We start from the raw sequence: 12,854 nt of genomic DNA, 5'->3' as shown, positions 1-12,854 counted from the left end.
TCTCCCCTGTCTGGCGTACTCGGTTCCGGAGCCTAAGACCGCTGGTCATCGGGGTGATCATCGGGGTCATCGTCGGCTTATACAGCGGGGGCCACCTTCTTCATGGCGTTGATGATCCGATCGAACGAGTCGCTCGCGTGCGGGTCGGTCAGGTTGGCCAGCAGCTTGAGCACAAAACGCATCAGCATCGGCCGCGGCATGCCGTACCTGGTCGCGAGCTTCATGGTGGCGGGATGGCCGAGCAGGTCGACGAAGATCTTGCCGAGCCGGTAGTAACCGCCGTAGGTGTCCTTGAGGATCTTCGGATACGCGTAGAGGACGCGCTCGCGCTGCGGGCCGGCCGGCCGGGCCAGCGCCTGCGCGGCGATCTCGGCGGCGATGCCGGCCGACTCCATCGCGTACGCGATGCCCTCGCCGTTGAACGGGTTGACCATGCCGCCGGAGTCACCCATCAGCAGCAGGCCGCGGGTGTAGTGCGGAGTGCGGTTGAAGCCCATCGGCAACGCCGCGCCGCGGATCGGTCCGTCGGCGTTTTCCTCGGTGTAGCCCCATTCCTCCGGCAGGCCGTCCAGCCAGTTGACCATCATCTTGCGGAAGTCGGTGCCCTGGAAGGCCGTACTGGAGTTGAGGACGCCGAGGCCGACGTTGGACCGGCCGTCGCCGACGCCGAAGATCCAGCCGTAGCCGGGAAGCAGCACGTCGGAGTTGCTGGCGCTGTCGCGCAGCTCGAGCCACGACTCCAGGAAGTCGTCGTCGTGCCGCGGTGACTTGTAGTAGCGGCGGACCGCCACACCCATCGGGCGGTCTTCTCGCCGCTGCAGGCCCATCGCGATCGCCAGCCGGCCGCTCACGCCCTCGCCGGAGAGCACCAGCGGCGCCTCGTACCGCGCCTCCTGCTTGTCCGGACCGACCTTGGCGGTGACGCCTTTGAGCCGTCCGGCCCGGTTGAGGATCGGACCGGTGACGTTGCTGAGCGTCTGCAGCCGCGCGCCGGCCTTGACCGCGTTGCGCGCGAGCACGTCGTCGAAGTCGAGTCGTGGCCGCACCAGGCCGTAGTTGGGATAGCTGGCCAGATCGGGCCACGGCAGCTCCAGCCGTACGCCGCCACCGATCACCCGCAGACCCCTGTTGCGGATCCAGCCGGCCTTCTCGTCGATGTCGACACCCATCTTGACCAGCTCTTTCACCGCTCGCGGCGTGAGCCCGTCGCCGCACACCTTCTCGCGGGGAAACTCGGTCTTCTCCAGCACCAGCACGTCCAGGCCGGCCTGCGCGAGGTAGAAGGCCGCGGTCGAGCCGGACGGGCCAGCCCCTACGACAATGACGTCTGCAGTCCCGGTCGGGGAACTTTCCGCGGTGCTCACATCGTCCTCTTTATTTGCTAGGCGGCGTTTTCGGCGCGAGCTCCTTTGCTCCGACGACACCCGTACGTGCGCTTGTGAACGACTTCACGATGTCATCAGGCTGAGTCTAGTCCCGCCTGTTCACGCTGTCCCGGCGGCCACCCGGCCGTGCCGGCGAATTCCGCCGCACGCCAGGGAAACTTAGGTAAGGCGATCCTAATTTGATCGCACAGAGTACCCGCTACAACGCGAAACTGTCGTACCCCCTGTATAAATTTCCCCCACCCATTACGGGTGGGGGGTGGGTTGAGAGGTTCTAGATATGGCGAAAGTCGATCTTGAACACGTTTGAGTAGTCGCCTACTCAGGCGCCGGGACGGCCTTGCCGCCGACACTGCACTGGTCCGATTTTCGTTGAGAAGGACCGTTTCCATGACCTCTTCGCGCCAACTCGGCCGTACGCTGCTGCCGCTCGCGATCCTCGCCACCGGCGTCGGCCTCGGCGCCGTCCCCGCGTACGCCGGCGTCGACACGGCCGCCGCCTTGAGTGCCTGCAACCACAACGTCGGCGGGGTCAGTGCCGCGCTGCACCTGGAACCCACCGTCGGAAGCGTGTCGGTCGGCGGCACCGGCGGACCGCTCGAGCCGCAGCTGCGACCCGGCGCGGTCGTCCACGTACGCGCCAGCGGAAAGGTCAGCTATGGCGGCATCTTCAACTGGCGCGGCACGTGGGGTCCGGACGGCAACGGCCGGACGGTCGATCCGCGCGACCACGGCTTTCCCTATCCCGGCGGTCCGGACGCCGCGCTGGTCGGCACGTGGTCGCACCTCGGCGAAAACCTGAAGATCGGTTCGGACAGCAGGTGCGTCGTGGTGAAGGACAGCGCGCTGCGTCTGGTCACCAACGACAACGACTTCACCGACAACGGTGACGTCGGTTACTACCTGAACGTCACGGCCTGGCTCTATTTCGGCTAGCGATCGCCGCGGCCAGCACGAGAACGGCGGCGGCGACGAGATAGGCGGCCGGTGCGCCGGCGGCGCCGAGCGCGGCCAGGCCGATCGCGCCGCCGAGCTGCTGGCCGGCGCTGACCAACGCCGAGGCGATGCCGGCGTCCTCGCGCCGGACGGCGGCGAGGACGGTCAGCGTCAGCGGCACGACGGCCGCGCCGAGACCGACGCCGAGCAGGACGAGCGGACCGACCAGGCCGGCATAGCCGGTGTGCGCGGAAACGCCGGCATAGAGCCAAACCGCGCCGGCCGCAGCGACCAGCGGACCACCGACGACGCCGACGCGCGTGCCGATCCGGCCGGCCAGCCGACCCATCGCCGCCGCCAGCACGCCGATGCCGGCCGCGAGCGGAAGGAACGCCAAGCCGGCCAGCACCGCACCAAAAGCGAGCGTCTCCTGCACGTAGAGCATGAGAAAGAAGGTGACGCCGTAAAGTCCGACGCCGACGGTCAGGGTCACGGCGTACGCGGCCGCTCTCCTGCCGTCGGCGAACAACCGCAATGGCAACAATGGCGTGGAAACTCGCGACTCGATCACCAGAAAGACCAGCAGCACGACAATTCCGGCCGCGGCCACCGGCCAACTTGGTTGGATCAGGCCGTAAACCAGCAGCGCGACGCCGGCCGTACCGGTGATCGCGCCAGCTAGGTCGAGGCGACCGGCGTCCTGTCGAGGCGGCTCGGCCAGTGCGCGTGGCGCGGCGACCAACACGAGCGCGCCGATTGGCACGGCTACGAAGAAAACCCATCGCCACGACCCGACGTGCGTGAGCAGTCCACCGAGCACGAGACCGATCGCACCGGCCGAGCCGGCCACCGTCGCATACCAACCCATCGCGCGGTTACGCGGCTCGCCTTCCGGAAACGTCGTCGCGACCAGCGAAAGCGCGGCCGGCGCTGCGATGGCCGCGCCGATCCCTTGGACCGTACGCGCGGCGATCAACCACAGCTGCGTCAACGCCAGACCGCCGAGCAACGAGGCAGCGGTGAAAAGCGCTATGCCGACCAGAAACATTCGCCTGCGGCCGTACAGATCTCCGAGGCGTCCGCCAAGCAACAGCAGTCCTCCGAACGCGACCGAGTATGCCGTCACGACCCACTCCAGGCCGGTGGTCGTGAAACCGAGGCCTGTCCTGATGCTGGGAAGCGCGACGTTGACGATCGTCGAGTCCAACACGACCAGCAGGGTCGCCGCCGTAATGACCAGCAGCGCCACACCCTGCCGGCTGCCATGCACTGCGGTCGCGGTCACTCCGCTTCCCACAGCACCAACGACGCGCCGGTCGGGTCCTCGATGACCGCCGCAGAACCACCTGGCAGCTTGATCCGCTCGCGGAGCACGCTGCCGCCGAGCTCGCGCACCTTCGTGGTCGCGGCGTCGAGGTCGTCGACCGGTGCGTACGGTGTCCACTGTGGACGCCGCTGATCGCCTGGCGGCAGCGGTGTGAAGCCACCCCAGACGCCGTTTTCGTCGGTCAGCAAGGAATGCTCGTTCACCGTCCAGCCGAACAGGCCGGTGTAGAAGTCACGCGCCTTCGGTGTGTCCGAGGAGCGCAGGTCGAAGAACACAAACGGTCCAGGCATGAAGATCCCTTTCTTAGGACATACGTCCTGAAGTTTAGGACACTCGTCCCGATCCGTCTACACCAAGTTTGCGCCAGCCTCTCGAGACATGCCACAAAGGCGTGAATTTCGCTGAGAGCAAGAAACATCCGGGGCGTCCGGAGTATGGGGTCAATGTTCGCAACGTCAGCGGCGTGTTCTGGCATCCACAGGGTCGGTCCGCCGGGTCGGCCGTCCCAGCCGGACATCCGGTCCGGGCGGCGTGTCGGTGGCCCCCTTCCCTCATCGCGGACACGACCTTGGCTAGCCTGCTGTGGTCGGTGTCGTCGGCGTTCGGGTAGCGCGTACGTGGCTGATCAGCGGCGGGAGATCGAGGTCAAGTACCGCCTCCGCGATGCCGTGGTCGCCGTCGACCAGCTGGCTGACCACGGGTTTCGTCTCTCGTCGCCGGTTCATCAGGACGACCAGGCATACGCGGAGGCCGGCTGGGACTACGGCCAGTCCAAGATCGGTGTGGCTTTCGCTCGTCTTCGTACGCAGCACGGCCGCCACCTATTCACGCTCAAGCAACCGCAGGACAACGAGATGGCTTGTCTTGAGCACGAGACCGAGATCGCTGATCGCGACCAGATGCACGCCGCGCTGCTGGTGATGGGTTTTCGGCCGACCGTACGCATCGTGAAGTCCCGACGGACCGCGGCTCGCGGCGACCTATCGCTGTGCCTGGACGATGTCGAGCATGCCGGCACCTTCCTGGAGGTCGAAACGGTCGTACCTCCTGGCCGGCCAGGCGTCGAGGTGCAGGACGACCTCGATCGTCTCGTACGCTCGCTAGGTTTGGACGTTGAGCGCATGACCGACACGTACGACTCGCTCGTACGCGCCGCGTTGGTATCGGCTTAGAACAACCCGTCGGCGACCGGGTCACCCGTGTCGATGCGCTCGACTGCCGCTACATCCAAAGTGAGGGTCACCGCGGCGTGGTCGGTGAGTCGCTGCTCTCGGGTTTCGTGCAGATAGGCGCAGCTGGCGATGCGGTCGCTGAGTGCGGCGCCGACGTGGAAGTAGTCGTAGCGGTAGCCGTCGTTGGTGCGTCCGATCCAGCTGTACGCCTGCTCGCCGGGTGAGCACCGGGCGTACGCGTCGATGAACCCGTGGTGCTGCAGTGTTTTCGAGCAGTCCGAACTCGAACGGCAGGAAGCCGGCGTGCAGCGGCTGGTGGTCTCGGGCGATGACGTTGTAATCACCGCCGATGACCAGCCGGCCGCGTACATCGTCGGGCAGCTTGTCCAGCCCCGCCAGCATCGAGCTGATGAACCGTTCCTTCTTCTCGATCTTGTTCACACTGCGGTCGCGACTCGGCACGTAAATCCCGAGCACCGCCGTACCCGGTCTCGTGGCCAGCTCGATGCCCGCCACCCGACTAGGAAAACTCATGTTGCCGGTCAAATCGTGAAGGGTGCGTTCGACCTTGACGCGGCTGACCACGGCGGTCCCGCGATCGCCGCTGGCGTCCGGGGTGTACGCGACGGCGAACCAGCGGTCCGGAACTGCTCGAGCAGGTAGGCGGTGCCTGGTCCGTTACTGGTCTCGGTCAGGACGAACACGTCCTCGGGCCTCGCCGCCAGCCACGCCAGCAGAACCTCGGCTCGCTGGCGGGCGGCGGCTCCGATATTGACGGTCAAGATCGACAGCATTGTCGCCTTCCTGAACTACGACTTCGACAGTCGGTCGAGGTGTGTGACGATACGGCTCGCGATCTGCGCCGGCACCTGACCCCGGCATCTGACGACGACCTGGGTCCAGCCGCGGGCTTGCAGAAACTCGTACGCCTCCCGATAAAGCCGCAGCTCACGCTCGGGCGAACCGGCCAGTTCCAGCCGCGACAGCTGCTGCCGCTCGGCCAACCGGGAGGCGATGCGATCTGCGGTCTCGCTGAGATACACGGAAAGGTCTGGCCGCCGGACGTACCGGTTGTAACTCCAGATCTCGGCCGCTGACAGGCCGTCAAGGCATTGCAGAACCAGCGAGGACTGCACATAGCGGTCCGAGAGCACCCACTGGCCGGCATCCATTGCCGGAATGATCTCGTGCTCCAGATGCGCGTACCGGTCGGCCGCGATGCCGGGCGCCAAGGGCCTGCCAGGTGAATTCCAGTGATCGTCGCAACGTTGCTGTTAGGTCATGGTGTCAAAGCGGCGGTGAAGATGTCGGCTGGGGTGCGCCAGCCGAGGGTTTTGCGGGGGCGGTCGTTGAGCCGTTGCTCGATGCGTTGCAGTTCTTCCGCGCTGTGGATGGATAGATCGGTGCCCTTGGGGAAGTACTGGCGCAACAGTCCGTTGGTGTTCTCGTTTGTGCCGCGTAGCCAGGGCGAGCCGGGAAAGGCGAAGTACACACCCTCGCTGAAGTGCTGCGCGATTCGGTCGTGGTGGGCCATCTCCGAACCTTGATCCCAGGTCAGCGTCAGGCGAACAGTGGTTGGCAACGGGGCGAATGACGCGGTTAAGGCGTGGTCGACCGCGGCGGCGCAGTGGCCGTGCGGGAGGTGAATGAGTTTCACATAGCGGCTGGTGCGGCAGACCGCGGTGGCGATCGCCGAGCGGCTGCTTCGGCCGACGATGAGGTCGCCTTCCCAGTCGCCGATCCGGGTTCGTTCGGTGACGATGGCGGGCGTTGGTTGATCGGGGTGCCCGGGACGGTGAATCGTGGGCGGCGCTGGTCGGGGCGTCGGCGGCGTTTGCGCAACGGTCGGCTGGTGCGTAGCCGCTTGGTCAGTTGTCGATCGAGCCCGCCGGGCCCGCCCAGATAGAGGGCCCTGTAGATGGTTTCGTGGCACAGGTTCCAGGTGCGTTTGTCGGGAAATTCGGTGCGCAGCCATGCCGCGATTTGCTCCGGGCTCCACTCGAGTTCGAGCTTGGACTGCACGTGCGCCCGAAGCTCGGTGTCGGCAAGGAGGCGGCCGCGGCGTGGTCGACGGGCTCGCTCGCGTGCCCGGGCGTGTGCCAGGTCGCCGTCGTAGGACCGGTCGTCAGCTGTGGTGTTGCGTTTCAGCTCGCGGCTGATGGTCGACGGTGAACGTCCAAGCGCGGTCGCGATGGCCCGGACGGTGAGTCCGTCCCGGCGCAGGGTGGCAATTCTCCGCCGCTCCAGCAACGACAAGTACCTGCCCGAGTGCGCACGCTCCGGCAGCGTCAGCGGGGCCAGGCCGCCATTCTCCGCCCGCCATCGGTACCCGGTCTTGCGGCCGATCCCCAGCTGCCCGCACGCCTCAGCCGTGCCCATACCGGAGGCCAGCAGCCGCCAGTACTCCGCCTCGATCACCAGTCTGCGCTTGCGTCCGCGCCTGCCCATCAACACTCCCTATTTGATCATGAAGTGTTGCGACGAGACCTAGAACCCAAGTGCCGAAAGTGGGTCAAATTTCGCGTGCCGTTGACACAATCGAGGCACAGAGCCAGAGCATCTACCTGCGGAAACGTACTTGTAACTAAAGTGGCACTTGCCTGGTGCGACGCGCACCACGTCACACCGTGGGAGTTCGGCGGGCAAACCACACTGCACAACATGACGCTGCTGTGCCTTGCCCACCACCAAATCCTGTACCATAGCCAATGGTCGATCGACATGCTCGGCGGCATCCCCTACTTCCTGCCACCCGTCTACGTCAGACCCAACCCGCACACCTATACGCCACGCACGCTATTCGATGCGCTGCTAAACCGATCCACCCCATCGCACCAACCACTGACGAAAACAGCCGGTCCACCACCGTGTAGTCATGCACGTCGTAAGCGCGGTGAGAGGGCAGGGAATGCGACCGCAAGCCTGGAAAGTCGAACGCAGCCGGCACGTGGTCCACGACAGGTGGCTCCACCTGCGGGCCGACGATTGCGTACGCACGGACGGAAGTGCCGCCGCGCCGTACTACATCGTCGAAGCCGCGCCGTGGGTATCAATCCTGGCGCTTCATAAAGGCCAGGTGATCGTCGTCGACGAGTATCACCATGGCGCGGGTGTTGTTGCTCCCGGCCTGCCCGGAGGTGCTGTCGAAAACGGAGAGAGCCCGGCCGATGCGGCGGTGCGTGAACTCGAGGAAGAGACCGGCTATCGAGCCCAAGACGTCATCGAGCTCGGGAGCGCTTGGGCCACCTGGGGAAACCACACCAATCGCGTGCACTACATCTACGCCGGCACTACGGAAGAGGGTGGACGACGCGATCCGCTAGATGCCGTCGAGATCGACGTACGCCTGGAGCCGGTCGAGACCGTCGTGAGCCTCGGCTACCTCACCCAAAGCTTCCACCTCACCCACCTCTTCCTCGCCGGCGATCTTCTGACCGCGGTGCAGGACGCGGCCGGTGACTGATCCTCACCTCAGCTTGCGTCCCTGTCGCAGTCAACTGTCCTACCCTTGGATGCCGTGCCGGACCTCACGCCTAACCAGCTCGCCAAGCGGCAGCAAATCGTCGACGCCGCGCGGCTGGTGCTGGCGCGCGACGGCCTGGCCGGCTGCACCGCGCGCGCGGTCGCCGATGCCAGTCCACTGACCAAGAGCGCGATCCACTACTACTTCGCCGACATGGACGACCTGATCGACCAGGCGATGGCCGGACACATCGACGCGTTCGTCGCCAACCTGCGCGCGGCGGCTGCGCGGCAGGACGCTGCGGCGGACCGGTTCTGGGCCGCCGTACGCGACTACGTCGAGACTTTTCGCCAGCAGCCAGGCGTTTTGCGGCTGTGGTTCGCGTACTGGATCTCGGCCACCACCAAAAACCGGCTCACCGCGATCGAGACGATGCACGACTCGGTCGCCGGCATCTTCGCCGAGCTGTTGACCGACATCGGCGTGGACGATCCGGCGCGGCGTGCCGACGAGCTTTTCTCGTTTCTGCTCGGAGAAGTCGTACGCTCCGCGGTCACGCCGCGCTCCTTCGACGAGTTGCGCGCGCGGATCACCGACATCTGCGCGATCTCATGAGCGTCAGCGGGTCGGCGGCTTCGGTGGGTCGGGGTTGAGCGGACCGTCCGGGTCGTGCTCCGGCTCCCCAGGCTGATCGGGGATCGGCCGCAGCGGCTCCGGAGTGACCGGTACGGCGGGTGAGACCGGCGCTGGTGGCAGCGGCTCGTCCGGCAGCGGCAGCGGCTCCGACGGCATCGGCGCCGGTGACACAGGCGTCGGCTCCACGGGTGGCGCGGTCATCGGGCAGGACTCCCTCCGGCAGGCTTCGGGTGTCTCCCCTCCTGCCTACCGGACCTGACCGGCCATCGCTACTCGGCGGGCTTCACCGCGCGGTGCAACGCGACGATGCCACCGGTCAGCGACCGCCAGGCCACCTGCGACCAGCCGGCCGCGGCGATCCGGCCGGCCAGCGCCTCCTGGTTGGGCCAGGCGGGGATCGACTCGGCCAGATAGACGTACGCGTCCGGGTTGCTGCTGACCGCGCGCGCGACCGGCGGGATCGCCCGCATCAGGTATTCGCTGTAGACGGTCCGGAACGGCGCCCAGGTCGGGTGGCTGAACTCACAGACCACCAGCCGGCCGCCCGGCCTGGTCACCCGGGCGAACTCGCGCAGCGCCGCCGGCACGTCGACCACGTTGCGCAGTCCGAAGGAGATGGTCACCGCGTCGAAGGCGCCGTCGACGAAGGGCAGGTGCAGCGCGTCGCCGGCGATCATCGGCAGGCCGCGGCTCCGGCCGGCGCGCAGCATGCCGAGCGAGAAGTCGCAGGCCACCACGTCCGCGCCGGACAGCGCCAGCTCCTCGGTCGACACCGCGGTGCCGGCGGCCACGTCCAGGCAGCGGTCGGCGCTGGTCAGGGCGAGCGCGCGGCGAGTGGCGCGGCGCCAGGCCCTGTCCATGGCGAAGGCGAGGACAGTGTTGGTGCGGTCGTAATGCTGCGCCACACCGTCGAACATCGCCGCCACCTCGTGCGGCTGCTTGTCCAAGGTCGCGCGTGTCATGCGGACGAGCCTATGCGTACGTCCACGCCGAAGTTCGCATGGCCCCCATGCGTGCGCTGGACGCAAGCATGGTGGCCATGCGGCCGGTCGTCAGGAGACGGGACAGGCGTACGTGTCGGTGTCGTCGCTGGGGTCGTCGGTCGCGACGGTGGCCAGCGGACGCTGCCAGACGGTGGCCGAGCGCGACGCGTACGGCGTGGTGGTGGCCTGGTCGACCGTCCCGGAGCCGCCGGTCAAAGTGGTCGAGTGCTCGGCTCCGGCCGGCACGGCGACGGTGACCTGCGCGGTCGCGTAGTTGCCGGCGCGGAGCGTGCCGACCGTGCAGGTCGCGGTCGTGCCGGCCGCGTTGACCGGACAGCTGATGCTGTAGCCGCCGTTGTTCGCGCGCAGCGCCACGCCGGCCAGGGCCGAGCCGTTTGGCGCGCTGACGGTGAAGCGTACGCCGCCGGCGTCGGTCGAGCCGTAGTTTCCGATCGTCGCGTATGTCCGGCCGGACTTTCCCGGCGCGGCCGGCGGCACGTCCGGGATCCGCACGGACAGGTCGGAGCCGGCCGACACGATGTCGATCCGTGCCTGGTCGGTGTTGTTGGACTCACTCGGGTCAGGCGTGAGCGCGGCGACCGACGCGGTCACCGTGCCGGCGCCGGCATGCGGCCGCACACCGCTGGCCGCCGCGTACGAGAAGCTGAACCTCGCGCTGGTGCCGGGCAGCAGGTCACCGGCCGCGCAGGCGAACCGGCCGGCCGAGACGGACCGGCAGGCCTTGTCGTACGGCGTCGGACCGAGCAGCTCTCCCGGCCTGCTGGCGCTGGCCGACACGGTGACGGTCACCGTGTGCGCGGTGGCCGACCGCGACTGGTTGGTGGCGACGACGATGAACGGCTTGCCTTTGCTGCCGACCGGCACGCTCGTGCCGTGCACCACGACCGACAGGTCTGCCGACAGCCGCTCGTCGACCGGCTGGCGCACCATCGCCTGCACCGGCGCCGCCGCGGCCAGGACGCACAGAGAGGCCAGCAAAACCGGAATACGCCAACGAATCATGCGATCCTCCGTCAAAACCCACCCTGTGCGGTCATCGTCACAGGGTACGCGCGCGTATCGGCCCGTAATCTCAGGGTCATGACCTCGGTCTCGCTGCCGACCACCGCCCGCACCGAACCCGCCACCGGCACGCTCGCGCTGGCCAATCTGCCGGACGCGCGTGCCGAGGACATCCTCTGCTGGATACGCGGCGGCGACGGCCTGATCGGCTGGGGTGAGGTGACGCGGTTCGAGGTGACCGGCCGGGACCGCTTCGTCCGCGCCGCACAGTGGTGGGAGCGGGTGGCCGCGTCGTTCGAGGTCGACGACCAGCTCGGCGTGCCTGGCGGCGGCCCGGTCGCCTTCGCGAGTTTTTCCTTCGAAGACGCCGAAACTTCTGTGGTCGTGGTGCCGCGTGTGGTGTTCGGCGTACGCGATGGCCGCGGCTTCGTCACGACGATCGGAGGTCCGGCGCCGCGGCCGAGCCAGGCTCCGATGCGGTCGCCGGGGCCACTGGGCTGGTCGGACGGCCAGGTCAGCGGCGACGGCTACAAGGCGGCGGTCGCCGACGCGGTGGCGGCGATCCGCGGTGGCGCGTTCCAGAAGGTCGTGCTCGCCCGCGACGTGGTCGCGACCGCGGAGGCGCCGCTGGACGTGCGTCCGCTGCTGGCACGGCTCGCCGACCGCTATCCGCAGTGCTGGACGTACGCGGTCGACGGCATGATCGGCGCGACCCCGGAGATGCTGGTCCGCCGGCAGGACGACCAGATCTTCTCGCGGGTCCTCGCCGGCACCGGCTGGCGCGGTGGCGCCGAGCGCGCCGGCACCGAGAATCCGGACGACGCGGTGGCCGATTTTCTTCGTGGTTCCGAGAAAAACACCGAGGAGCACGAGTACGCGGCGGCCTCCGCGGCGCGCGCTTTGGAGCCGTACTGTGCCGACCTCGACGTGCCGGAGCGGCCGTCCGCGCTCCGGCTGGCCAACGTCGTCCACCTGGCCACCGACATCACCGGCCGGCTGTCGCGACCGGTGTCGGTGGTCGAGCTCGCCGGCGCTCTGCATCCGACCGCCGCGGTGTGCGGCACGCCGACTGAGGCGGCCGGCGACTACATCCGTGCGCGCGGAGGCCTCGACCGCGACCGCTATGCCGGCCCGATCGGCTGGATGGACGCCGCCGGCAACGGCGAGCTGGGGATCGCACTGCGCTGCGCGCGCGTCACCGGCTCGACGGCACGGCTTTATGCCGGTGGCGGCATCGTCGCCGACTCGGTGCCGGAGAACGAGCTGGAGGAGACCTACGCCAAGCTCGCCGCGCTGCGCGACGCGCTGGAAAACGCCTGATCGTCGATCTGCGGCCGATAGCCGGCACGGATCGCGTTGACCGTCGACGGCGGTGTGATCAGCTCGACCGTCCCGCTTGGCGGCCGCGGCAGCGGATCGCCATAGCCGTCGAAGCCCCACGGCACCACGGCGTCGTCGCGTACCAGCACCGGCCTGCCATCGAGCCGGACGAACGCCCCGGTCGGCAGGTCAGGCCAGCGCGCCGGATGCAGCCGGCGCCGATGCGTGCCGCGATAGAGCCGCTCGCCGTGCAGCTGGCGGTCCATCTCCTTGGCCAGCGGGCGACCTCGCCAGGTGGCCCGATAGGCGTTGTACGCCTCGCGGCGGCAGAGCGCACACGGCCGGTGGCCGGCGGCGAAGGCGACCGCCTCATCGTGGAAGAAGAGCACGGTGAAGCGGCCCGGCTGCCACTGGGGCAACCGCCAGTCGCGGAAGCTCAACGCGCAAGTGATCCACAGGTTGCTGCGGTGAAACCGGACGATGTCGGTGTCCTCATGCAGGATGCCGCGGTTGCCCAGCCAGCTGCCGCGCAGCTCGATCGCCACGATGTCACCCATCGGTGTGACCCTGTTGCGCATCGGTCCGGCCCGTACGGTCGCCATCTCGTCA

At 67.9% G+C, this 12,854-nt stretch carries 14 protein-coding genes and 1 pseudogene; 5 read left to right on the top strand and 10 right to left on the bottom strand.

Features of this window, described 5'->3' with window-relative positions:
* Window positions 1-77: 77 nt before the first annotated feature.
* Window positions 78-1,364, bottom strand: coding sequence for a geranylgeranyl reductase family protein (locus tag GNX95_RS16885; RefSeq protein WP_222853718.1), 1,287 nt, complete (start codon window positions 1,362-1,364; stop codon window positions 78-80).
* 411 nt (window positions 1,365-1,775) lie between these two features.
* Between GNX95_RS16885 and GNX95_RS16880 the strand changes: the two genes are divergently transcribed.
* Entirely contained in the window at window positions 1,776-2,321 is a 546-nt protein-coding gene (locus GNX95_RS16880) for a hypothetical protein (protein ID WP_163508370.1), read from the top strand.
* On the opposite strand, the gene GNX95_RS16875 is transcribed toward GNX95_RS16880, so the two are convergent.
* The gene (locus tag GNX95_RS16875) at window positions 2,296-3,606 is read right to left on the bottom strand and encodes an MFS transporter (protein ID WP_163508369.1); all 1,311 of its coding nucleotides are present in this window, start codon (window positions 3,604-3,606) and stop codon (window positions 2,296-2,298) included. The genes GNX95_RS16880 and GNX95_RS16875 overlap by 26 nt on opposite strands.
* Window positions 3,603-3,938, bottom strand: a complete 336-nt coding sequence (locus GNX95_RS16870) for a VOC family protein (RefSeq protein WP_222853717.1) — start codon at window positions 3,936-3,938, stop codon at window positions 3,603-3,605. The genes GNX95_RS16875 and GNX95_RS16870 overlap by 4 nt, the downstream gene beginning before the upstream one ends.
* Before the next feature lie 327 nt (window positions 3,939-4,265).
* Here GNX95_RS16870 and cyaB point away from each other — a divergent pair, with 327 nt between their 5' ends.
* On the top strand, window positions 4,266-4,820 hold the full coding sequence (gene cyaB, locus GNX95_RS16865) for a class IV adenylate cyclase (protein ID WP_222853716.1): 555 nt from the start codon (window positions 4,266-4,268) through the stop codon (window positions 4,818-4,820).
* Here cyaB and GNX95_RS16860 read toward each other — a convergent pair.
* The 3 genes and pseudogenes from GNX95_RS16860 to GNX95_RS42535 all read right to left on the bottom strand — a co-directional run bounded on the left by GNX95_RS16860 (window position 4,817) and on the right by GNX95_RS42535 (window position 7,268).
* Entirely contained in the window at window positions 4,817-5,191 is a 375-nt protein-coding gene (locus tag GNX95_RS16860) for a hypothetical protein (RefSeq protein WP_163508367.1), read from the bottom strand. The two genes, cyaB and GNX95_RS16860, sit on opposite strands and share 4 nt — an antisense overlap.
* A gap of 438 nt (window positions 5,192-5,629) precedes the next feature.
* Window positions 5,630-6,052, bottom strand: coding sequence for a dTMP kinase (locus GNX95_RS16855; protein ID WP_163508366.1), 423 nt, complete (start codon window positions 6,050-6,052; stop codon window positions 5,630-5,632).
* 47 nt (window positions 6,053-6,099) lie between these two features.
* Window positions 6,100-7,268: pseudogene (locus GNX95_RS42535) on the bottom strand (IS30 family transposase).
* Window positions 7,269-7,695: 427 nt separating this feature from the next.
* On the opposite strand from GNX95_RS42535, the gene GNX95_RS16845 reads away from it, so the two are divergent.
* A complete protein-coding gene (locus GNX95_RS16845; protein WP_163508365.1) occupies window positions 7,696-8,283 on the top strand; it encodes an NUDIX hydrolase in 588 nt (195 codons plus the stop codon).
* Between the two features lie 54 nt (window positions 8,284-8,337).
* A complete protein-coding gene (locus tag GNX95_RS16840; protein ID WP_222853714.1) occupies window positions 8,338-8,898 on the top strand; it encodes a TetR/AcrR family transcriptional regulator in 561 nt (186 codons plus the stop codon).
* 3 nt (window positions 8,899-8,901) lie between these two features.
* On the opposite strand, the gene GNX95_RS16835 is transcribed toward GNX95_RS16840, so the two are convergent.
* The 3 genes from GNX95_RS16835 to GNX95_RS16825 all read right to left on the bottom strand — a co-directional run bounded on the left by GNX95_RS16835 (window position 8,902) and on the right by GNX95_RS16825 (window position 10,925).
* Window positions 8,902-9,120, bottom strand: a complete 219-nt coding sequence (locus tag GNX95_RS16835; RefSeq protein WP_163508363.1) for a hypothetical protein — start codon at window positions 9,118-9,120, stop codon at window positions 8,902-8,904.
* 68 nt (window positions 9,121-9,188) lie between these two features.
* A complete protein-coding gene (locus GNX95_RS16830; RefSeq protein ID WP_163508362.1) occupies window positions 9,189-9,881 on the bottom strand; it encodes a demethylmenaquinone methyltransferase in 693 nt (230 codons plus the stop codon).
* A 90-nt stretch (window positions 9,882-9,971) separates the two neighbouring features.
* Window positions 9,972-10,925 (bottom strand): COG1361 family protein, encoded by a 954-nt coding sequence (locus GNX95_RS16825; protein ID WP_163508361.1) that lies wholly within the window; start codon window positions 10,923-10,925, stop codon window positions 9,972-9,974.
* 78 nt (window positions 10,926-11,003) lie between these two features.
* On the opposite strand from GNX95_RS16825, the gene GNX95_RS16820 reads away from it, so the two are divergent.
* A complete protein-coding gene (locus GNX95_RS16820; protein ID WP_163508360.1) occupies window positions 11,004-12,245 on the top strand; it encodes an isochorismate synthase in 1,242 nt (413 codons plus the stop codon).
* Here the strand turns inward: GNX95_RS16820 and GNX95_RS16815 are convergent.
* Complete coding sequence (locus GNX95_RS16815; protein ID WP_246281660.1) at window positions 12,200-12,847, bottom strand: hypothetical protein; 648 nt, start codon at window positions 12,845-12,847, stop codon at window positions 12,200-12,202. The two genes, GNX95_RS16820 and GNX95_RS16815, sit on opposite strands and share 46 nt — an antisense overlap.
* Window positions 12,848-12,854: the final 7 nt, after the last annotated feature.

It is taken from the genome of Fodinicola acaciae, assembly GCF_010993745.1.
Classification (GTDB): Bacteria; Actinomycetota; Actinomycetes; order Mycobacteriales; family HKI-0501; genus Fodinicola; species Fodinicola acaciae.
Note: the sequence above shows the minus strand (reverse complement) of the source record. Positions and strands in the feature narration are given on the sequence as shown.